The organism is Streptomyces sp. NPDC107654, from assembly GCF_055639035.1.
The window spans coordinates 17,905-36,385 of record NZ_JBVKBI010000030.1; the positions used below are offsets into that span (position 1 = coordinate 17,905).

The window sequence follows — 18,481 nt, forward strand, 5'->3', positions numbered from 1 at the left end:
CGCATTCGTTGGTCTGGAACTCCGGGACTCTGTCAGTCCGTGAGTCCCGGAGTTACGGACTTACAGACTCTGGATTGAGGCGCGCAGGTCAGCTTGTCGCGGCCAGGTGAAGGACCGGGTCGCCCTTGTGCTCACGCTCGGCTTCCTTGATCCGCGCACGGCACCAGGTCTCCCCGCGCAGCACCCGCAGCCGCTGCTCCGGCACCTCCTTCTCGAAGTACCGCTGGACGTCCTTCCAGCTCGTCTCCTGCTCCGCGCGGAGCCGCGCGAGGACCCAGTCGCGGGCCGCCTTCTTCTCGGCCTCGGCCTGCTCCGGGGTGGCCGCGCGGGCGGTCTCCGCGGCGAGCGTGCGGACCGCGCGACCCTGCTTCGCGGCGCCCTCGTCAGCGCCCTTCTGACGGCCTCGCGCGGAGGGGGGGTTGTTGGGCTTGACCTGCTCGTTCGTTGTGCGCGTGCGGGGCGCGCGCGGGCCCTGTGAGGCCTCTCCAGCGGAGACCTCGGCGCCCTTTTCGATCTTCGCGGCGGATGCCTTCGCGCGGTCCGCGCGGAGCGCGTTCGCGGGGTCCGCGAGGATCTTCCCGATGGCCGCGGGGTCGATCATCCAGCCCTCGCCGGCGGCCACCTCGCGCACCGGCTCGGCGGGCGCGTCGAACATCGCGAGCGACGCCGTGGGCCTCAGCTCGTCGTGCTTCTCGACGAGACCGGCGACCTTGCCCGCGCGCTTGCCGAAGCGCTTGAGGATGCCCTTGGTCACGCCCGGCTCGGCGCCGTGCACCTGGCGCCAGGCCCGGTCCCACGCCTCCGCCTCCGACAGGGGCGGCATCGTCGCCGTGCGCAGCCACGCGGCCCGCCGCACGACGCGCGGGTGCTTGATCCGCCGCAGCAGCGCGATCCGGATCTCCTCCGCGCTGCGGCCGCCGACGCGGTGCATCTGGGAGTGGAGGTAGATCTCGAACACCCCGACGCCGAACAGGGAGCTGGCCGCGAAGACGACCGCGAGTTCGGGCTTGTCCGCGTGGTGCCAGGCGTTGAGCGCGGCCGCGATGGTCGCGAACGTCCACGTCATCACCGAGTACAGCTTCGCGGGCTTGTCGTTCTCGACCGCCCACTTGCGCAGCCACGCCATCGCCCAGGTCGCGCCCTCGATGAAGACCGGCACCAGCAGCGCCAGGACCCAGACCACACCGAGGTCGACCACTGCCGAGAACTGGCCGGGGAACGCGAACGCGATGGAGGTGATCACCACGGTCATCACCCACGGCATTGGCTGGCCGATCGCGGCCGCCATGCGCTCGTTGCGGGCCTTGCGGGCCGCGGCCCGCTTCTCGCGCCGCTTGGCCTTCTCCTCCAGCTTCTTCGTCTTCGCCGCCTGCTTGCGCAGGTCCTTGCGCTCGGCGGCCTTGTCGCGGGCCTCGGAGATCTCGATGTCCGCCAGGGCGTTGGTCCGGCGTCCCGTGGCCTCGGCCTCGGTGGCCGCCGCGCGCGCCGCGACCTTGTCCATCTGACGGCGGCCCTCGTAGGTCGTCGTCTCCATCAGCGGGTCCTTTCCTGGCCCTGGCCCTGGCGGGCCCGGGTGACGCGGGTGATCGGGTCGGAGACGTTCAGGGAGGTGAGGACCTGCCACGAGTCGAAGTCGGCGCCGGTCCAGTCCGTCAGGTCAGCGGTCTGCGGGGCGGCCTCGGCCGTGCGGTCGTCCGCCGTGGTGGTCGTGGTCTTCACGCCGCCTCCTTGTCGCGGTAGCCGCCCGCCACCGTGCGGAAGGCGGGGGAGGTGAGGGCGCTCTGCGGGGTGAGGACGGCGTCCAGGGCGATGACCACGAGCGCGATCAGCACCAGGCCGATGCGGGCCATGACGTCCAGCTCGATCCCGAACAGCCAGGCGCCGCCGGCCAGCGCGGCGAACAGCCGCACCCGGCCCAGCATCACGGGCAGCAGGGAGAACAGGAGGGTCAGGCGGGGGTTGGAGGTCGTGAAGTTCATGCGGCCCGACCACCCTTCGCGGCGCTCAGGGCGGTGGTGCCGCGACGCGGGAGCGGCACCACGTTCGCCGGCGGGCGGACGCCCAGCACACGGCGCAGGTGCTTGATGTTCTCGCGGTCGATCTCGCTGTCCGGGTCGCTGGTGTCCACCAGGAACTCCAGGAAGTCGGACCGCAGCTCGGGGGACGCGGCGCGGAGGGCGGCGAAGTCGATACCGAAACCCATCGCGGCCTCGATGTACTCGCTCTCGCTGCCGACGATGCGGCCTGCGACGATGGTCCTCATAGGGTCGTGCCTCTCTACTCGTTCGGCCCTTGCGACGGGCTCTCCGGCTTGGCTTCCAGGCGGCCGGGGGGCCCGTTTTTGACATGGCGGTGCCCCAGGAACGAGGCACACGGGTTTCTCGCCCCTCCTCCCACTCAGATGACTAGTTAAGTGGCGGGGCGCTTCGATTAACCCACTGGACTTGGCGGCTGTCAACCTGTCTAGTTACCCGGCATGTCGCACACGCTTTGACCTGCTGTTTCTGTTCGAAAAGACGAATTGGCAGTGTCTCGACTTCCGGAAGACAACTAGACATGTCATGCTGGGCAGCGTCGATCTAGAACCACACGGAAAGCGAGGGCCAGACAGCCGTGACCAAGAAGGAGCCCCCGAAGGTGCAGCGGATTGCCGCGAGCATCCAGGGCAAGATCGAGCGGGGCATCTACCCGCCCGGGTCACTGCTGCCGAGCGTCCCCGAACTGCAAGCGGCTGAAGGCATCGCCTACCAGACCGCACGCGAGGTCTACGGGGTCCTACAGGCGCAGGGACTCGTCTTCTCGCGGCGCGGGAAGGGCACGTACGTCAGCCTCCTGCTTGGCAAGATCCTCCGCGACGGCACCGGCAGGTACCTCCCCAGCGCACGATCAGAGGGGGGAGCGGTCGGCGCGTTCGACGCAGAGATTCGCCGCCTGGGCTTGATCTACCAGCCCCTGCCGACAGTGATCGCTCGCGAGCGGCCGCCGAAGCGAGTGGCGGCCCTGCTGGAGTTGCACCACGCGACGAAGGCCTTGAAGCGGGAGCGCGTCATGCCGGTCGGCGTGGCGGAGGACACCGAGGTCACCGAGGTCATCCAGCTCGCCACCTCATGGTTCCCCCCCGATGTGGCAGATGCGTGCCCGCAGCTGGAGCAGCAGAACACCGGCGCCGGCGGGAGCAAGAGCAGACTCGCGGATGCCGGGTACGCGCAAGTCCGGTTGCGCGAAGAGATCGAGGTGCGCCCCGCCTCCCCCGAGGAGGCGAACGCCCTCGGCATCCCAACCGATCAGGCGGTCCTGGAGATCACCCACCAGGGCCTGACGGAGGACGGGCGGATCGTGGAGGTTGGACTCCACGTCATGCCCCGGACGAAGTGGCGCCTCTCGTACGAGTGGAAGATCGGCGCCTAGACCGGCTGCACTCGTCGCAGCGCAACCAGAGCACACGACACCGATAGCAGGGAGCAGAGTCCACATGGCAAGCAACACGATCGGCGCTGACGGCCTGATCACCCGAGACGCCCGTAGCCGCTACCGCACGGCTCAGCGGGAAGAGAACGGCGCGCACGGCGCGTACGAGGGTGAGCTGCGCCGCGGGGGTGGCTCCCCCCGCAGCGACGTCACGGTGTCGCGCACGACCGCCCCGGCCGATGTCGCCGAACTCCTGGGGGAGCGGGGGGAGGTCGTCGTCCGGGCCCGCCGGATGTACGACGGTGACAAGCTGATCCAGCTGGCGGACACCTTCATCCCGGTCGACGTCGCGCAGGCCGCAGGCGTCGAGCAGGTCGACACCGGCGTCGGCGGCATCATCAGCCGGATGCGCGAGGCTGGGTTCGACCAGGGAGACGAGGCCACCGAGGACGTCGAGCTGCGGCCTTCCACCGAAGCGGAGGCCGAAGCCTTCGGCTTGGAGCCGGGCGAACTGGTGCTCTCGATCACGCACGTCGGCACGACCGAGGACGGCCGGGTCGTTGAGGTCACTCGTCACACCCTGGGGCGCGGATGGAAGCTGCGGTACGCCGTTCCCCTGGCCTGACCACGAGATGGGCCCCCGCCGCCGGCGGGGGCCCATCGCCCTTAAGGACTCCCGTATGACCGCACGACTCACGAGCACCGAGATCCTCGCCGAGCTGAGGGACGCCCTCGGCGAGGGCGGCTGGCTCCCCACCTACACCGAAGGGGGCGGGCCGGGACCGCTGCCGCAGAACGCCACGTTGTCCGCTGTGGTGGAGGCCCTGGAGGAACACGCCCTCCTTGCCTCGTCCGCAGCAGTGACCACCCAGCTGAACCGCGCCGCGCTGGAGCTGGCAGGGATCAAATGGGTTGACGACGAGTCGGCAACGTACGAAAGGCTCGGAACCGCCCTGGCCTACCTCGTGCAGGCGCGGGGGGTCGCCGAGACCGCTTTGTGACTTTTGCGAGCTATGCCGGTCCTACCAACGGTGACGGACGCAACTCACAGGGTGTGTCCGCCGTTGGAGCAACTAGATCAGAAGGGAAGATAGGGGCCATGACTTCTTAGACCAGGCCGTAAACGCCGCGACGGCCGCCCCTTTGCCACGAGGGAACGGCCGTCTTGAGTCGACTCGCTTGCTACTACCCAGCTCACGAGTCGTACGTCGGCGGTAACGCCGGGCACCAGACCACAGGGGCCCGGGTACCGATATCAGAATAGCCAGACCCGGCCGCACCAAACAGCCACACGTGCGCCGCGTCACCTATCTGGTGATGAACCCACCGTCGTACGGCTCCCCGATACCAGGGGAGACCCCAGCACCATGCGCACCACCGTTCGACCGCCCGGCACGGACACCGTGCCGGAGACGGACTCCGCCACCCCGAGAGGGGGTGCGCGTTGAGGAAGCGTTCAGGACGGCCGCCACGGTTCGCCGCCGTCCCCAATGAGACCGTCGACGACGCGCTCAGCTTCGACCTGGAGGGCCTGGGCCTGCTGACCGTGGTCCTGCGCCACCGGGACGGCTACGAGATCACGTTGGCGGAGATCGCGGAGAAGTACGGCTACGGCCGGGACGGCCTGGCCGGGGCCTGGGGGATGCTCCAGGTCGCGCGGTACGTCATCAAGGTCAAGATCCAGTGGGCCGGGGACAACCAGTGGTCGACCGAGGTTGTGGTGTACGACACACCCGCCACGGACGACGAGGTCAAGGAGCTGCTGGCCAGCATCGCGCGGGAGCCGGGCGTGCGGACCGTGAAGCTGGAGCCGCCGACGAAGTCCGCGCAGGAGCGGGCGGCGAAGCACCGGGCGAAGGTGGAGGCCAAGCGGAAGAAGGCCAACCCGGAGCGCCGCAAGCTCGACTACGAGGTGCCGGGGCAGTCGGCGGGGGAGAGCAGCCGGGGCCGCGGCCGCCGTCGTGACGGCGGCGAGGACCAGGGGAGCGGTGCCGCCGCGCCGGCGGCACCGGCCGCGGCCGCGCCGCCGCCACGGAAGGCGCCCGCTCCGAAGAAGTCGGCGAAGAAGCGGGAGCCGGGCAGGCGGCTGACGCAGCAGGAAGCGGCCGCGGTGAAGCAGGTGGAGGCGGCGTTCCCCCAGGAGTTGCAGCTGCCGTCGTACCGGCCGCCGGTCCTGCGGGACGCGATCCTGGAGGCCTTGAGCGCGCGGTCGCCGGAGGTGCTGGTCGAGCGGGTGAAGCGCCGGTGGTGGACGCACGGCTACGAGGAAGCTGCGATGCCGGGCGGCAAGGGCATCGGCTCGGCGATCGGCGTCGCCGTCGCGCTGGTGCGCCCCTCGACGGACTGCCCGGACCCGATGTGCGAGGACGGCGTGGTCCTGGACACCGGGGTGAAGTGCCGGACGTGCGAGCAGCGCAAGGAGGACCGGAAGCGGCCCGTGCCCGCGCAGCGCGGGGAGTCCGGCGAGGACCAGGGCGGCGGCGCCCCGGCGCCGCGGCGGTGGAAGTGCCGCGAGTGCAAGACGCTCGGTAAGACGGGCACGGAGGCTCCCGAGGACGGCCTGTGCGGTCCGTGCCGCAAGGAGGCGCAGGAGGCGGAAGCGGCGGCGGCGCGGCTGCGCGAGGACATGGCGCGGGCAGAGGCCCAGCGCGAGGAACTGGCGCGCGAGCGGTGGGTCGAGCTGGTGGAGGACGCCTACCGCGAGCATGACGACCGCGAGCGGGCGGCCGCGGAGGAGCGGGAGAGGCGCGAGGCGGAGGAGGAGAGGAAGCGGCTCGACGCGGAGGAGCGGCGCCGCATCCAGGAGCAGATCGCGCGGGAGAACCCGGAGCTGCTCGCCTACTCGCAGACCGCCTGACGACTGGCCGGAACGGCCGTGCTCCGCCCCGGGGCACGGCCCTTCGGCATGTCCGGACTCTGGGAGTTTGTGAGTACGGGACTACCGGACTACCGGAGTCTGTACCTCTGTCCGTGCGCATTGCGCACACCTGGCACGGCGGTGAGGGGATGCACGAGGCACGGCGCGGAGCGTCGTTCCTCGAGCAGGACCGTCCACGCGGCGGCGGGGCGGGCCGCCACGGCCGGGCGCGTCTTCCGGCCCGGCCTTCCGCCCGCGCCCCGCCGGCGGGGGTCCCTCACTCCGGCAGTCCGCGACTCCGGGAGTCCGGCACTTCGTCAGCCGGTCGGGGCGGGCCCGGGTCCCAGGGGGCGCCGTATGCCGGGCGAGGTCTGCTGGCGGTCGACGGCGGGCGGCGGCTGGTCGGCGGCCCGGTCGGCGGCGGTGCCTGGTCGCGGGACGGTGGTGTCCGGCGGGAGCTGGCTGGGCTGGGGGCCGGTGCCCAGGGGGCGGCGGGTGGTGCTCACGGCCTCATCCTGGCAGGCCCGGGCAGGGTCGCGGACCTACTCGGCGGCCGCGGCGGGTGGCGTGCTGAGCGGGGCGAGAGCGGTGTAGCAGGGGGTGCACAGCGGCAGGGGGTCGGTGATGTCGGCCGGGCTGCCGTGCGGCTCGACCCCGGGTGTGACCACGCGCAGCAGGCGCCCGGGCTCGGCGGCCGCGGTGCAGGTGCCTGAGCCTCGGTGGTAGAGCGCGCACACGCAGCGGCATCCGCCGGGCCGGTGCTGCTCCCAGGTGAACAGCCACGTCTTGGTCAGGTAGAGCACGGGGGACGCGGGTTCGCGTTCGGGTTCGCCGGCCATGACCGAGACCGTAGCGGCCCTGCCGGGCACGGTGTGCGCGTTGCGCACGGGTTCACTCGCCGACGATGCGCCGGTGGCCCGCGTCGTACTGGCGGCGCACGGTGGACTGCTTTTCCGGGTCGCCGTGGACGGCCTTTGCGATCGTGCGCCAGGACAGCTTGTGGTCGTCGCGGAGGTGGACGACCAGCACCGCGGCGCGGGCCTCCAGGAGCCGCGCGAGGCTGGTCGTGTGGGCGGCGGCCGCGAGGGCCTGCTCGACGGGTTCATTGGGGTCGTACCCGGCGCCGTACTCGTCGCCCAGGGCCTGCAGAGCGTGTGCGAGTTCGCCGGAGTCGACCGTGCGCACGAGGTGCCCGTGCCGGTCGTCGTGGCGCGTCCAGCGGATCTCGGCTCGGCACTCGCTGGGCTGGGTGACGGTGACGGCCACCGTGGTTCTCCTTCCGGCGGGGCGGGGTGTGCGCATTGCGCACGCTTGATCATGCCGCACGCCTCGACGCCCTCTCGCCCCGAGCACGCCCCTTCCGCCGGCGCCACCGCACCCTCGCGCGGCACCTTCCCCAGGGGCCCGCGGCGACGTCTGCCTGCGCCGCGTCCACCACCGCCTGAACCGGCCCCTGGACCCCTAATCGAAGCGTTTTCCCAGGTCAGACCCGACACCCGGTTTTTCGGTTGTCGGGTCTGACCTGCGTAAACGGTTCGTTTTCCCAGGTCAGACCCGACTACAGGTTTTCCCGGGACCCGGGGAAGGCGGGAGTCCCTTTAGAAGACTGGGGTTGTAGAAGACGAGAGAGAACACAAAAGCGCCTTGCGGCGCGTGCGCCGCTGGTGACGCCCGGAGGGCTAGGTACCGGTAGTAGCGCGCGAGCGTGCGTGAGGCGGCTTCGCCGCGGCCGACGGCGCCACGGCGCCGAACCCAGTTCGCTCCTCCCCCGAAGAGATCCACCCGGCGGCCGGTGGCCGCAGACCAGCTCGTCACCGAGCGGGCCTCGGTGGGCATCCGCCCCCCTCGTCCCCCTAACAGGCCGATGCGCCCGCCGTCTCCAGGACCTCTCTCCCCCGGTACAGGGGCTCATGGCACCCTCACCGCCGTTGCCGGAGGGGACCCCCCGACGTAGAAAGCGCAGGTCAAGACCGCAACCACGGCGAAAGCCGCAGGCTCATGACAAGCGGAGCGACGGCGCACCGCCGCTCTTGGGCGCCTGGGCCTGTTAGGGGTTAGAGGAGGGGGGCGCGGGCCCGTCACCCGTTGGGGTGAACGCCGGTGCCCGGGTGACGGCATCGTCGTGGCTGAGGTGATGACGGGCCCGCGCCGTGGGTGGCTGGCCTGGGTGCGTACGTGCAGGTCAACCCATAAATAGGACGCCCCTCCGGGGCGACTCAACGCAGCCCAATCGGCTCCGCCGGGGGCGCCACGGGCGCCCCCGACTCCACCGATGGGACAGCGGACGCCCTACGGGCGGCAACCAGAAGAGGGGGGCGGCGCGTCCCTGAGCGGTCCTGTGCGGCTCTCAGGGCTTGATCGGCACTCCCGGGCCTCCATGCCGGGAACGGCGCCCCTGACCCCCGTCAGGGGCGTTCTCGGGGGTCTTCTGTGGCGAGGGGGACGGGGGGTTCCGTCCGGCCGGTGCGCCCCTCCCCTCCCCCGCGCGGTCCGCCGACCCGTCCCGCCGGCGGACCGCGCACCGGCCAGTCCCAGACTCCGGAAGTCACGGAGTGCCGTACTCACGGACTCTCGGACCTGTAATTTCGCGCATAAATATGCAGCTCAGAGGGGCTGTGCGGTGTCCGGCGTAAAGAATCTTGGGGGTGCCTTCTTGTGAGGGTGTACGGAAGTCCGTACAGTTCTAGGTGTACGAAGTCCCGTACAGCAGACCGGAGGAGAAACCGTGACTGTCGCTCTCTTAACCGCCGTGATCGCCGTCCTCGGCACCCTGCTCGGCTCCGTGGTCACTGGCCACTTCCAGCAGCGGGCCACCGACCGCGGCGAGGCCGGGGCCCGCCGGCGCGAACTGCGCAAGGAGCACCTGAACGCCGTCACCGCGCTCGCGGAGGCCATCAGCGCCCACCGCAGCATGATGTGGCGCCGCGGCGACGCGAAGTGCAAGGGCGACCTCGACCGCTACGAGGAACTGCGCGTCCGCTCGCACGACACCCGCGCCGCGGTGACCGCGCCCCTGGTCGGGCTGCGCATCCTCATCACCGACTCGGCCGTGCGCGCCGCGGCGGACCGCATGGTCGACGCCACGTTCGGCATGCGCCACCAGGACACCGACGCCGACACCCTCAACGCGGCCCGCGTCGCGGCCCTGACCGCCCACGACGAGTTCGTGGACGCCGCCGCCCGCTACATGCAGACGGTCTGACCCGCCCCGGCCAGTGAGGGAGAGCACCATGCTGTTCGGCAAGTCCCGCGCCAAGAGCGCCGCCCGCCCGGCCCCCGTCCCGGCCCCCGCCCCCTTCCCGCGCGTGGAGTACGTCCCGATGAGCCTCGCCGAACTGGCGGCGTACGAGCGGGTCATGCTGCACGCCGCCGAACGCGTGGCTGCCCGGCGCCCGGACATCGGTTACCGCAGCCACCTTCAGGACGTGATCGGCAACCTGTACCGCAGCGCCGGGGCCGCCTCGGTCACCGAGTCCGACCCGGAGAAGGTGCGCATCCCGATCCAGAAGGCGGACTTCCTGTCGCTGGAGCACGCGATCTGGGACATCCAGACCTACGGCGGAAGCCCGGAGATCGCCCAGGTGGCGCGTCACCTGCTCAACCGCTTCAACGCCCTGCTCGGCCAGCAGCGCGCTGTGGTCCACATGGGCGGCACGCCCGTGTTCGACCCCGACGCCCCGACCCCCGTCTCCGCCGACCACCCGGCGCTGCCCGGCTGGCAGTGACCGGCCGCCCGTCCTCCACACCCGCCCATCGCACGACACCGAGGGAGCACTCACCCGATGAACGCCAAGGACCCGATCGCCTTCGTCCCGGCCAAGGAATCCCGGCTCGGCGGCGGTGACATCGTCATCAGCCTGACCCCCGAGCAGTCGCAGAAGCTCGGCATGGAGGTCGGCACGCTGGCCGACTGGTTCCACAGCGCGCTGTGGGCCCTGGCCACGCTGCGGACCGCCGACCCGGCGCAGACCGTCTCGGCGAACAGCTGGCACACGATGATCAACGACGTGGACCACCGGCTCCTGCCGCGCCTGGAGGGCATCCGCGACGCCCTGATCCGCGCTCACGCCGCCAGCGGCGGCAGCGTCGGCGACCTGGCTCTGGCGATGGACGTGGCGCGCAGCACCGCGCAGTACCGCCGTGACGTCCTGCGCAACTCCGAGCCGGGCCTCTTCGAGAAGTGGGCCGTCAGCGGCGGCCCGGAGCGCGGCGGCGAGGCCGCGCAGGACGACCGCGACGGCCAGTAGCCACGTCGCGCACCCGGGAGGGCGGGCCGGTCCGCCGGCCAGCAAGAGCGGCCCGTCCCCCGGGGCTCACCCATCCATCAGGGACAGGAGAACCCCCATCATGAACCAGCTCGACACCGCCGCCGTCTTCGCCGCCGTGTTCGTCACGCTGTACGTCGCGCACAGCGTCGGCGACCACTGGGTGCAGTCCAGCTGCCAGGCCGCCACCAAGGGCCTGCCCGGCTGGACCGGGCGCCTCGCCTGCGGACGTCACGTCCTGGGCCTGACCATCACCAAGGGGCTCGTCCTGGTCCCGGCCGTCCTCGTGCTGAACCTGCCGGTCACCGCCCTGGGCCTGATCCTCGGCCTGGGGATCGACGCGGTCACGCACTACTGGGCCGACCGGCGCACCACGCTCAAGGGGCTCGCCGACCGGTGCGGGAAGGCGGAGTTCTACTCGCTGGGCACCCCCGCCCACGCCGGGCACCCGGTGACCGCGAAGGGCGAGTACGCGCCCACGCTCGGGACCGGGGCCTATGCGCTCGATCAGAGCTGGCACATCCTGTGGCTGTTCGTCGCGGCCCTGCTGATCGCCGCCGTCTGACGGCCCCGCGTGCCGCTGTGCCCGGGCCGCCCGCCCGGGCACAGCGGTGCGCAGGGCCGGACAGCCCGGCCGTGCTCGACCGAAGGGACCCGATGATCCGCGACGCTGCAACCTGTGACCGGCCGGGCTGCCTGGCCATCTACCTCGAACCCGACGACCTTCCCGAAGAACGGCCGATCGAGACCGCGTTGGAGGCGGCGGGCTGGGTCCGCGACGACGCCGCCGGCCACGCGTGCCCCGGCTGCGTGCGCGGCACGGGGCCGGTTCTGGAGCGGGGGGAGTGCCCCCGCTGCTGCGGTTCCACCGTGGACCGCGCGGACGGGGCGGTCTGCCACTACTGCGGGCACGTCAGCCCACACCCGCCCGAGGACGACTTCGACCTCGACTGACGCCGGGTCGGCGCGGGAGTGCGGCAGTGCCGGAGTCACAGACTCTGGGACTGCCGCACTTCGGCATTGCGGGAGTCCGGTACTCACGGACTCCGGGCGTGGTCGCGCTGGTCAGGCCGGAAGGGCGTCGATCGCGGCCTGCCACGGATAGGCGTCCAAGTTGCCGTGCTTGGGCTTGTGCGGGGTGAATCCGCCCTCACCGAGCAGCACGGTGACGCCCGCCTCGCGCAGGAACTCGACGTGCCGGGCGACGGCCGGGTGCGCGGCCTGGGCGTCGTTGAAGTGCGGCAGGGCGACGATCGGCACGAGCGCGATGCCCTCGGTGATCAGCCCGAGCGCAAGGGTGTCGGAGACCGCGGTCGCCCACTTCGCCAGGGTGTTGTTGGTGAGCGGGGCGACGAGCATCGCGTCCGGCGGCGGCAGCACGTCGGGCTGGCTGGGGAGCTTGTACTGGTGACGGACGGGGTGGCCGGTCAGCTGCTCCAGGGCCTCGATCTCGCCGTCGGCGTCCTCGCTGAGCCACCGGTGGGCGGAGGGCGTGAGGATCAGGCAGACGTCCCATCCGGCCTGCTGGGCGGCCTTGATCGGTACGGACAGGCGGCGGGCTGGAGGCGCGGCGCAGGCGATGACGTACAGGGTGCGGTTCATGGTCACCGGGGAAGTCCACAGCGCTCGGCGAGGCTGCGCAAGCGCCCCTCGGCGCTGCCCGCGCCCAACAGCCGCAGGTCCTCGACGAGGGCTTTGGTGCGGGGACGGCACACGACCTCCTCGGGGGCGAGCGCTTCGGCCTCCAGCAGCGTGGCGACGGCCTCCTCGCGCATCCCGGCCTGTGTCTCGCCCCGGGCCCGGTCGGTCAGCAGGTGTGCGCGCCGCTCGCGGGGCAGGGCCTCCAGCCCGGCGGCCGGGATGTCCTTGGCGACCGCCACGGCGTCCGCGCCGGCGCAGAGCTGGACGTGGGCGGCGACCCGGTACAGCCCGCAGTTCGTCGCCCCGAACGACGTCCACAGCTCGTTGCCGTCCACCCCGAGCTGGGCGGCGTACTCGTCGGCCTCGTCCAGGAACACCGGCACCGCCCGGGCCGCGGCCTCGGGGCTGCGGTCGTCGGCCTCGGCGACGGCGGCCTGCGCGAGGGCCGCCTTGAGGAACAGCATCCCCAGCACGCTCAGCCCGAGCGATCCGCGGCGCAGCAGCTCCGGGCGCAGGCGTTCGGCGGCCGCGGTGGCGAACGCCACCGCCGCCTCGGCCTGGCCGTGGCTGGTCATCGCGTCCGCGAGGTGCCGGGCGGCGCTGGCCATGATGACGGGGTCCTCGGAGCGTTCGGCGGCCGCGACCGCGCGGTGCCCGGCCACGACCGCCAACTCGGTGTCGCCCCACTTGATGGCGGCCGCCTCGGTCAGCTCCAGGGACAGCGACAGCAGCCGGAACGCCTCCTGCTGGTCCTCGCCGCGGTGGCGCTCGGCGGCCCGGGTCGCGTCGACCAGGAGGGCGGGGATCTGCGTGCCGAGCCGCGCGAAATGACCGGCCTGGAACCCAGTGCGGGCATAGACCAGCGCGCTGCGCAGGGCGGCGACGGGGACCGGTTCGACGTCGGCGGCGTCGGTGCGGCCGGTGATGATGTCGTGGCGCTGCAGAACGGCGCGCACCGCCTCAATCTCGGAGTCGGCCGGGCACAGCACGACCGGGTCGTACAGCAGCCGGTCCACCGTGACGTTCAGCCGGGCGGCGATCTCGGTGACCACCGACAGGTTCGGGTCGGCCTGGCGGCGGCCGCCCTCCAGGTCCTCGACCCAGCGCAGGGAGCGCCGCATCAGGTTGGCGAGTTCCTGCTGGGATAAGCGGCGGCGGCCTCGCCAGTGGGCGACGCGGCGGCCGAACTGGATGCGGTCCATAAGGTGCTCCGAGCCGGAGTCGACGACCCACGCACTTCGCGTGGGTCACCTCGTGTATACCGCCCGTACGGTCCAGATATGGCCCAGTCCGCCAAGACCTCCAGCCCGACGTGGCACCGGCTCGCACAGCCTTCCGAACGGCTCCGTGCGCAGTGGGTGCGCGGGGACGACCGCACCCAATGGGTGGCGTGCGGCCGGACCTGGGACGCGGTGGCCATCTCCCCGATATCGCGCGGCCTGGACGCGCTGGTCGCCATGCGGGTGGGCCCGCGCCGGGGCTATCCGGTGCTCGCCGACCACCTGCGCGACCAGCTGTACGTCCTGGTGCCGCCGGGCACCGGCGGGGCGGCCGCCGGTCTGCCCGGCGTGCGCGTCCTCGGCGACGGCTTCCAGCTCTTGATGCCCGCCGGCCAGCACGGCAGCCCGGTGGCGCACTGGGTCAGCCCGCCGCGCGAGAGCGCTCCGCTGCTGATCCGCCCCGACCGACTCACCCACCATCTGCGAGCCCTGGCCCGCGACCAGCAGGAGGCGGCCACCACATGACCGGCACCCACCACATCCTGTACGACCCGGAGGGGCGTCTCACGGCGGAACTGCCGCCCGACCGCACCGTGCACGAGCAGGTGGTGCGCACGGCGCTGGCGTGGTCCTCCCCGCTGGACGTCCCGGCCGCCGACGTCGCGGCGATCGGCCACCTGCTCGCCGGCGCGGCGCGGGTGGTCGCCGACGCGGTGCGCCTCTGCGCGGACCGGCTGCCCGAGGACGACGGCCGCCGCCTGTTCGCTGAGCTGATCCTGCAAGAGGCCGACGGCCGCCTGTCGCAGCCGTGCACGAGCCTGGCCCGGGTGCACAACCGGGCCCGGCTGATCCGCGCGCTGTACGAGCGGCTGGACCGGCTCGAAGCCGCCGCACCGGCCGACAAGTCGGCGGCCGCGGCCCCCTGAGCCGTCTCCCGGCGCCTCCCCCCGTGGGCCCGGGCGACGCACGAAGCCCCCGGCGGCTGCTCCTGCACCGAGCGTCGCCGGGGGCTTCTCCATAAGGCCTTGGCCGGATTCGCCGTCACTTCGCCGACGCTGGCGAACGCCGCCACTGCCAACTGTCATGCGTGATCTTGCACTCGCGGCACTCCGGGCACCGGCACCCGCCGTGGCGGTAGGCGTTGAAGGTGCCGTGGTCCAGGTCCGGGTCCCGCCCCGCCATCAATGCGGCGTCGAGATCTTCGGCCCATTGAGGGTCGAAGACCTTGAAGCCGTGGACCCTCTGGGTCGTGATCTCCAGCGCACGGCACAGCCGACTCAGGGTCTCGCCGTCGGCGAGGCGCACCAGCAACAGCCTGCGCACGGTCGCCGGGAAACGCTCGGCGGCACACCGCCGGCGGTATTCGAAGTCCGCTTTGGCCCGCACTGCATGGCACCGGTCGCAACGGCTGTAGCCGTGGCTGTCGGGCAGGAGATCGCTGCACATGACGCAGCGGCGGCCCTCGCTGCGCTCCAGGGCGCGACGGGCGAGGTAGAGGCAACCGCAGCAGGTGGCGACGTCGTACGCGCGCCAGCACCCGCAGGCGCGGCAGCGAGGGCGTGGAAGGGACGACACAAGGGGCTCCCGGGGACGAGGGTGGGCAGGACGGCCCCGGGCACACCGCACCCTGGGCAAGTTCTCCGCTGATGCGGAGCCACCCCCGCTACGGCGGGGACAACGGTCCGGCGAGCGGTACGGCTCGACTGACCGGCGGGTCATCCCCGTTGACGCGGGGAGCACAGCCCGGTTGCCCGGGCACGCGGCCATGATGGCACCCGGCGCCGACAGCCGGGCAGACGTCCGGAGAAACGACGTGAGTCCCGGAGTCTGTGACTCCGGGACTCACGTAATGCGGGCGCAGGTCAGACGGCTTCCTTGGCCTTGGAAGGCCGCCCCCATCCCATCGCACGCTCGATCGCGGCGAGCAGTGCAGGCTCCCATCCAGCGGCCGCCAGGTCGGCGGTCTCCGTCAGGCCCGCCTCGGTGAGCGCGGAGAGCTGCATCGCGTGCTCGATCCCTTCGGCCCACGCCGCCCGTACGGCCTTGCGGCAGGCAAGGCGCGCTTCGAGTTCGGCGTCGGTGTCCGGTTCGCCGGAGCGGCGCGACTCAGCGAGGGCGCGTCCGCACTCGGCGACGTCGTCCAGGAGGACGACGGCCTGTTCGGCGTCCGGCTGGCGGGGGGCCGGGGAGGCCTTCGGGCTGACCCCGCGGCGCAGCTGTTCCATGCGGGTGGGCAGCGGCACCCACGAGGGCTCGCCGGCCATCTGTGCGTTGGTCTGGTCGACGGCCCGGGTCCAGGCCCGGTACAGCCCGCGCGGCTCCAGGGGCGTGCCGGGCGGGACCGTGTACTCGCCGCGGTGGTTGGCGCGCAGCCCCACCCACAGCGCCGTGGTGGTGCCCTGGACCCGCTCCAGCAGCGCGTGCCGCTCGACGAGCCACCGGCGCAGCGCGGTCCGGGAGAGCCCGGACAGGTCGATCAGCTCGACGTAGGCCTCCGACTCGCTCCATCCCTGCGGCCTGCGCACGATCCGGACCTTGTCGAGTGAGGGGGCGAGGTCCTCGATCCGGCACGCGCACAGCTCCCCCGAGCGGGCCCCGGTGTCGACGGCGGTCGCACCCAGGGCGAGCATCCGGACCTGCCCGGGCAGGGCCTCGCCCCGGTCGGCGATCTCCTCCAGGGAGGTCCGCAGCAGGGAGCGGGCCCGCTTGGGCACGGGCTGCTTGCGGGCGGGGTCGGGCTGCGGCGGCAGGTCGGCGTACACCCCGGCCGCCTTCGCGAGCAGCGCCAGGACCTCGATGCGGGTCTGCCGCGAGTTGTCGGTGCTCGCCCTCTTCTTGTCCGCCGCGCGGGCCCGCAGCTCGCCGCGGGCGGCGAGGTCCAGGTAGGCGTCGACGGCGGCCCGGCGGAACAGGGTGCGTGCTTCGGCCTCGCTGTCGAGCGGGTGGTCGGCGTGGGCGAGGGCCCGGCCGTACTCGCCCGCCACCCAACGCACCTGGCGGCCGCGGGCTTCGGAGATCTCCTCCTCCCACGAGCAGACCTCGGCGGCGGCCGCGCGCAGCAGCTCTGGCCCCGTGAGGCCCTGGTCGACGGGCATCAGCGGGCCTCCCCGGATGCGGGCCGCCGTACGGCCTGGCGGACGCCGCGTGCCGCCGGGGACCACGAGAGGGCGTCGCCGCCGTGGAACTGCCGGAAGGCGGTGTCCTTCGACAGGTCGGCCGCGCTGCCGATCTCGGTCCAGGTCGCGGCTTTGCCTTCCGGTCGGCCCTCGCCGCGCAGGGCGCGGCCGGCGGCATCGTGCGCGGCCCGGCCCGCCGTGTCGGCGACGAGCATCAGCAGTTCGAGCTGGCGCAGCGGGTCGACCGCGAGGCCGACCGCCTGCGCGAGCAGCTGCACGCGCTCGGTCGGGGTCGTCTCGCCGGTGTTCGCCTGCCGGATCAGATCGGCGATCTGCTCGGCCATCATGTCGACGTTGTCCACCCGGATTCCTTCCGTTGTGCCGGAACAACGAACGGCGGCATCCTAGCGCCGCTCCGTTGTGTCGAGACAACGGAACGGGCGCGGTTGGCGAGAACCGCGCCCGTTGGCCGGATTACAGACTCCGGGAGTACCGGACTTACGAAGTCTGGCTCCGCTCGGCCTTCGCACCGCCGGATCGTCGGGCCCTCCTTGTGCTGGCCTCCTCGGCCTTCTCCGGGGCGGGTTCCTCCGCCGCGGCGACAGCCCGGCGCCGTGGCAGCACGGAGGCCAACAGAGCCTCCTCCGTGTCGCCGTGGAGCCGGTTGGCGTGCCCCTGCAACAGCAGGTCGACGGCCACACGGATCAAGGTGTTGTCGGTGATGATCTCCGAGCGGTCCCGGCGGTGGGCTCCCAGGTGGCGCCGGAGGTCGGCAAGGTCCGTGAGCTGATCGGACCGCAGTCGGGCCTCCTTGCGCTCCAGCGTCGTCCACTTCGGGTCGCCGGAGCGGTGCGGCTCCGGCGACCCGGCGGTCCGGGACTGGGCACCCTGCTCACCCTCACCGAGGATGGGCTCGACGGAGGGCGTCAGCGGCTTGCGCCCTGCCCCTATGCCGGAGTCGGGGGAGACCACGGACCGGGTCCTCGGCGGTGTCACACGAACTCCTTGATCATGCGTTCTGCGGAGGCCTTGTAGACCTCGCGCATCTCGGTTGCGCGGCTGCCCTGGGCAGAGAGCGGCTGGGCCTCGTCGGCGGCGTCCTTCACCACGGACCGCAGCGGGATCGGCTCCCAGACCATCTCCTCACCGAAGATGCCCGGGAGCGTTCCGAGGTGGTGGGTGTGCGCGGCGAGGCGGCCGTCGACGAGCGAGGGGATGGCGGCCGCGAACCGGAGGTCCAGGTTGCCCATCTCCATGCGGTTGATCTCGTCGTGGATGAAGTCCCGGAAGCGGACCGCGCCGTCGACGCCGTCGTACTCCGGCTCGACCAGGGCGACGGCGTAGTCGGCGGCCGCCAGGGCGAGCTGGGTGAGGTGCCCGAGGGAGGGCTGGCAGTCGAACAGCGTGAAGTCGTAGTCGTCATCGACGCCGTCAAGGGCGCGGGCCAGGCGCTGGCGCGCGCCCATCACGGCGGCCTCGGAGATGCGGTTGTCCAGGTCGAACCGGCTCGGGATGATGTCGATCCGTTCGGCATAGATGCCGTCCCACCCGCAGGGGATGATCGCGTCGACGGCGCACCCGGCCTCGTTGGCCTTCACGACCTCGGAGATCGTGACAATCGGCTGTTCCTTGCGGTAGGGGCGCCCCATCCTGCGCGAGAGATTCGCCTGCGGGTCGACGTCGACCACCAAGACCCTTTGGTTCATCTCGGCGAGCGCGGCCGCGACCATCTCCACCCAGCCGGTCTTGCCGACGCCGCCCTTATTGCTGCCGGCGGCGACACGCTTGTTCCTGCGCTGCGGCATGGGCCTCTCCTTTCTCGGTCCGTGACTCTGTGACTCCGGCATCCCCGGAGTCTGTGACTTCGGCAGTCTGGCAGTGACCCGGCGTCTTCTCGTAGCGCAACCGCCGACGTCGCCGCCCGGCCGGACGTTCGCCCGCCCGGGCACGCCCACCCCCTCAAACGCAGACTGC

The 18,481-nt window shown here is 72.1% G+C and carries 25 protein-coding genes; 11 read left to right on the forward strand and 14 right to left on the reverse strand.

Features of this window, described 5'->3' with window-relative positions; genetic code table 11:
- Nucleotides 1-88: 88 nt before the first annotated feature.
- Genes ACZ7N4_RS34390 through ACZ7N4_RS34405 form a run of 4 tightly spaced genes read right to left on the reverse strand, consistent with a single transcriptional unit; the run spans nucleotide 89 to nucleotide 2,263 of the window.
- A complete protein-coding gene (locus tag ACZ7N4_RS34390) occupies nucleotides 89-1,534 on the reverse strand; it encodes a DUF2637 domain-containing protein (RefSeq protein ID WP_471366742.1) in 1,446 nt (481 codons plus the stop codon).
- A complete protein-coding gene (locus ACZ7N4_RS34395) occupies nucleotides 1,534-1,719 on the reverse strand; it encodes a hypothetical protein (protein WP_471366745.1) in 186 nt (61 codons plus the stop codon). The genes ACZ7N4_RS34390 and ACZ7N4_RS34395 overlap by 1 nt, the downstream gene beginning before the upstream one ends.
- Nucleotides 1,716-1,979: a hypothetical protein gene (locus ACZ7N4_RS34400; RefSeq protein WP_189766178.1), complete on the reverse strand. Its 264-nt coding sequence runs from the start codon at nucleotides 1,977-1,979 to the stop codon at nucleotides 1,716-1,718. Before ACZ7N4_RS34400 ends, ACZ7N4_RS34395 begins: the two co-directional genes overlap by 4 nt.
- Entirely contained in the window at nucleotides 1,976-2,263 is a 288-nt protein-coding gene (locus ACZ7N4_RS34405) for a hypothetical protein (protein WP_471366747.1), read from the reverse strand. Before ACZ7N4_RS34405 ends, ACZ7N4_RS34400 begins: the two co-directional genes overlap by 4 nt.
- A 350-nt stretch (nucleotides 2,264-2,613) precedes the next feature.
- Between ACZ7N4_RS34405 and ACZ7N4_RS34410 the strand changes: the two genes are divergently transcribed.
- From ACZ7N4_RS34410 to ACZ7N4_RS34425, 4 genes are all read left to right on the forward strand, one after another.
- Complete coding sequence (locus ACZ7N4_RS34410) at nucleotides 2,614-3,408, forward strand: GntR family transcriptional regulator (RefSeq protein ID WP_471366750.1); 795 nt, start codon at nucleotides 2,614-2,616, stop codon at nucleotides 3,406-3,408.
- A gap of 64 nt (nucleotides 3,409-3,472) precedes the next feature.
- Entirely contained in the window at nucleotides 3,473-4,033 is a 561-nt protein-coding gene (locus ACZ7N4_RS34415; RefSeq protein WP_471366753.1) for a UTRA domain-containing protein, read from the forward strand.
- A gap of 55 nt (nucleotides 4,034-4,088) precedes the next feature.
- Nucleotides 4,089-4,409 carry a hypothetical protein gene (locus tag ACZ7N4_RS34420; protein ID WP_471366756.1) on the forward strand — a complete coding sequence of 107 codons (321 nt, stop codon included), beginning with the start codon at nucleotides 4,089-4,091 and terminating at the stop codon, nucleotides 4,407-4,409.
- Between the two features lie 443 nt (nucleotides 4,410-4,852).
- Nucleotides 4,853-6,265 carry a hypothetical protein gene (locus ACZ7N4_RS34425; RefSeq protein WP_471366760.1) on the forward strand — a complete coding sequence of 471 codons (1,413 nt, stop codon included), beginning with the start codon at nucleotides 4,853-4,855 and terminating at the stop codon, nucleotides 6,263-6,265.
- Between the two features lie 317 nt (nucleotides 6,266-6,582).
- Here ACZ7N4_RS34425 and ACZ7N4_RS34430 read toward each other — a convergent pair whose 3' ends face one another.
- Genes ACZ7N4_RS34430 through ACZ7N4_RS34440 form a run of 3 tightly spaced genes read right to left on the reverse strand, consistent with a single transcriptional unit; the run spans nucleotide 6,583 to nucleotide 7,531 of the window.
- On the reverse strand, nucleotides 6,583-6,771 hold the full coding sequence (locus ACZ7N4_RS34430; RefSeq protein ID WP_471366764.1) for a hypothetical protein: 189 nt from the start codon (nucleotides 6,769-6,771) through the stop codon (nucleotides 6,583-6,585).
- Nucleotides 6,772-6,807: 36 nt separating this feature from the next.
- Nucleotides 6,808-7,104, reverse strand: a complete 297-nt coding sequence (locus ACZ7N4_RS34435; RefSeq protein WP_471366767.1) for a DUF6372 family protein — start codon at nucleotides 7,102-7,104, stop codon at nucleotides 6,808-6,810.
- Nucleotides 7,105-7,156: 52 nt separating this feature from the next.
- Nucleotides 7,157-7,531: a hypothetical protein gene (locus tag ACZ7N4_RS34440; protein ID WP_471366770.1), complete on the reverse strand. Its 375-nt coding sequence runs from the start codon at nucleotides 7,529-7,531 to the stop codon at nucleotides 7,157-7,159.
- A 1,459-nt stretch (nucleotides 7,532-8,990) separates the two neighbouring features.
- Here ACZ7N4_RS34440 and ACZ7N4_RS34445 point away from each other — a divergent pair.
- From ACZ7N4_RS34445 to ACZ7N4_RS34465, 5 genes are all read left to right on the forward strand, one after another.
- Complete coding sequence (locus ACZ7N4_RS34445) at nucleotides 8,991-9,467, forward strand: hypothetical protein (RefSeq protein WP_471366773.1); 477 nt, start codon at nucleotides 8,991-8,993, stop codon at nucleotides 9,465-9,467.
- A 28-nt stretch (nucleotides 9,468-9,495) separates the two neighbouring features.
- Entirely contained in the window at nucleotides 9,496-9,990 is a 495-nt protein-coding gene (locus ACZ7N4_RS34450) for a hypothetical protein (protein ID WP_471366776.1), read from the forward strand.
- Between the two features lie 57 nt (nucleotides 9,991-10,047).
- Nucleotides 10,048-10,512 (forward strand): hypothetical protein, encoded by a 465-nt coding sequence (locus ACZ7N4_RS34455; protein WP_471366779.1) that lies wholly within the window; start codon nucleotides 10,048-10,050, stop codon nucleotides 10,510-10,512.
- Nucleotides 10,513-10,612: 100 nt separating this feature from the next.
- Nucleotides 10,613-11,095 (forward strand): transcriptional regulator, encoded by a 483-nt coding sequence (locus ACZ7N4_RS34460; protein WP_471366782.1) that lies wholly within the window; start codon nucleotides 10,613-10,615, stop codon nucleotides 11,093-11,095.
- A 71-nt stretch (nucleotides 11,096-11,166) separates the two neighbouring features.
- Nucleotides 11,167-11,484, forward strand: a complete 318-nt coding sequence (locus tag ACZ7N4_RS34465) for a hypothetical protein (protein WP_471366785.1) — start codon at nucleotides 11,167-11,169, stop codon at nucleotides 11,482-11,484.
- 111 nt (nucleotides 11,485-11,595) lie between these two features.
- Here the strand turns inward: ACZ7N4_RS34465 and ACZ7N4_RS34470 are convergent, their stop codons facing one another.
- Nucleotides 11,596-12,132: a flavoprotein gene (locus ACZ7N4_RS34470; RefSeq protein ID WP_471366905.1), complete on the reverse strand. Its 537-nt coding sequence runs from the start codon at nucleotides 12,130-12,132 to the stop codon at nucleotides 11,596-11,598.
- 2 nt (nucleotides 12,133-12,134) lie between these two features.
- Nucleotides 12,135-13,373, reverse strand: coding sequence for a helix-turn-helix domain-containing protein (locus ACZ7N4_RS34475; protein ID WP_471366788.1), 1,239 nt, complete (start codon nucleotides 13,371-13,373; stop codon nucleotides 12,135-12,137).
- Between the two features lie 78 nt (nucleotides 13,374-13,451).
- Between ACZ7N4_RS34475 and ACZ7N4_RS34480 the strand changes: the two genes are divergently transcribed.
- Together ACZ7N4_RS34480 and ACZ7N4_RS34485 are read left to right on the forward strand one after the other, a co-directional pair.
- Complete coding sequence (locus ACZ7N4_RS34480) at nucleotides 13,452-13,916, forward strand: hypothetical protein (protein WP_471366791.1); 465 nt, start codon at nucleotides 13,452-13,454, stop codon at nucleotides 13,914-13,916.
- The gene (locus ACZ7N4_RS34485; RefSeq protein ID WP_471366793.1) at nucleotides 13,913-14,317 is read left to right on the forward strand and encodes a restriction endonuclease; all 405 of its coding nucleotides are present in this window, start codon (nucleotides 13,913-13,915) and stop codon (nucleotides 14,315-14,317) included. Before ACZ7N4_RS34480 ends, ACZ7N4_RS34485 begins: the two co-directional genes overlap by 4 nt.
- Nucleotides 14,318-14,432: 115 nt before the next feature.
- On the opposite strand, the gene ACZ7N4_RS34490 is transcribed toward ACZ7N4_RS34485, so the two are convergent.
- The 5 genes from ACZ7N4_RS34490 to ACZ7N4_RS34510 all read right to left on the reverse strand — a co-directional run bounded on the left by ACZ7N4_RS34490 (nucleotide 14,433) and on the right by ACZ7N4_RS34510 (nucleotide 18,312).
- A complete protein-coding gene (locus ACZ7N4_RS34490) occupies nucleotides 14,433-14,837 on the reverse strand; it encodes a hypothetical protein (protein ID WP_471366796.1) in 405 nt (134 codons plus the stop codon).
- Nucleotides 14,838-15,253: 416 nt separating this feature from the next.
- Nucleotides 15,254-16,486, reverse strand: a complete 1,233-nt coding sequence (locus ACZ7N4_RS34495; RefSeq protein ID WP_471366799.1) for a hypothetical protein — start codon at nucleotides 16,484-16,486, stop codon at nucleotides 15,254-15,256.
- Nucleotides 16,486-16,869 carry a hypothetical protein gene (locus ACZ7N4_RS34500; protein ID WP_471366803.1) on the reverse strand — a complete coding sequence of 128 codons (384 nt, stop codon included), beginning with the start codon at nucleotides 16,867-16,869 and terminating at the stop codon, nucleotides 16,486-16,488. Before ACZ7N4_RS34500 ends, ACZ7N4_RS34495 begins: the two co-directional genes overlap by 1 nt.
- Nucleotides 16,870-17,005: 136 nt before the next feature.
- On the reverse strand, nucleotides 17,006-17,503 hold the full coding sequence (locus ACZ7N4_RS34505; protein ID WP_471366805.1) for a hypothetical protein: 498 nt from the start codon (nucleotides 17,501-17,503) through the stop codon (nucleotides 17,006-17,008).
- Nucleotides 17,500-18,312, reverse strand: coding sequence for a ParA family protein (locus ACZ7N4_RS34510; RefSeq protein WP_471366809.1), 813 nt, complete (start codon nucleotides 18,310-18,312; stop codon nucleotides 17,500-17,502). Before ACZ7N4_RS34510 ends, ACZ7N4_RS34505 begins: the two co-directional genes overlap by 4 nt.
- Nucleotides 18,313-18,481: the final 169 nt, after the last annotated feature.

Bases quoted from the DNA above. Each gene is read 5' to 3' on its own strand.
- ACZ7N4_RS34390 (WP_471366742.1), bottom strand. From the start codon at position 1,534: ATGGAGACGACGACCTACGAGGGCCGCCGTCAGATGGACAAGGTCGCG.
- ACZ7N4_RS34400 (WP_189766178.1), bottom strand. From the start codon at position 1,979: ATGAACTTCACGACCTCCAACCCCCGCCTGACCCTCCTGTTCTCCCTG.
- ACZ7N4_RS34405 (WP_471366747.1), bottom strand. From the start codon at position 2,263: ATGAGGACCATCGTCGCAGGCCGCATCGTCGGCAGCGAGAGCGAGTAC.
- ACZ7N4_RS34415 (WP_471366753.1), top strand. From the start codon at position 3,473: ATGGCAAGCAACACGATCGGCGCTGACGGCCTGATCACCCGAGACGCC.
- ACZ7N4_RS34420 (WP_471366756.1), top strand. From the start codon at position 4,089: ATGACCGCACGACTCACGAGCACCGAGATCCTCGCCGAGCTGAGGGAC.
- ACZ7N4_RS34435 (WP_471366767.1), bottom strand. From the start codon at position 7,104: ATGGCCGGCGAACCCGAACGCGAACCCGCGTCCCCCGTGCTCTACCTG.
- ACZ7N4_RS34450 (WP_471366776.1), top strand. From the start codon at position 9,496: ATGCTGTTCGGCAAGTCCCGCGCCAAGAGCGCCGCCCGCCCGGCCCCC.
- ACZ7N4_RS34455 (WP_471366779.1), top strand. From the start codon at position 10,048: ATGAACGCCAAGGACCCGATCGCCTTCGTCCCGGCCAAGGAATCCCGG.
- ACZ7N4_RS34460 (WP_471366782.1), top strand. From the start codon at position 10,613: ATGAACCAGCTCGACACCGCCGCCGTCTTCGCCGCCGTGTTCGTCACG.
- ACZ7N4_RS34470 (WP_471366905.1), bottom strand. From the start codon at position 12,132: ATGAACCGCACCCTGTACGTCATCGCCTGCGCCGCGCCTCCAGCCCGC.
- ACZ7N4_RS34475 (WP_471366788.1), bottom strand. From the start codon at position 13,373: ATGGACCGCATCCAGTTCGGCCGCCGCGTCGCCCACTGGCGAGGCCGC.
- ACZ7N4_RS34480 (WP_471366791.1), top strand. From the start codon at position 13,452: ATGGCCCAGTCCGCCAAGACCTCCAGCCCGACGTGGCACCGGCTCGCA.
- ACZ7N4_RS34485 (WP_471366793.1), top strand. From the start codon at position 13,913: ATGACCGGCACCCACCACATCCTGTACGACCCGGAGGGGCGTCTCACG.
- ACZ7N4_RS34490 (WP_471366796.1), bottom strand. From the start codon at position 14,837: ATGTGCAGCGATCTCCTGCCCGACAGCCACGGCTACAGCCGTTGCGAC.
- ACZ7N4_RS34495 (WP_471366799.1), bottom strand. From the start codon at position 16,486: ATGCCCGTCGACCAGGGCCTCACGGGGCCAGAGCTGCTGCGCGCGGCC.
- ACZ7N4_RS34510 (WP_471366809.1), bottom strand. From the start codon at position 18,312: ATGCCGCAGCGCAGGAACAAGCGTGTCGCCGCCGGCAGCAATAAGGGC.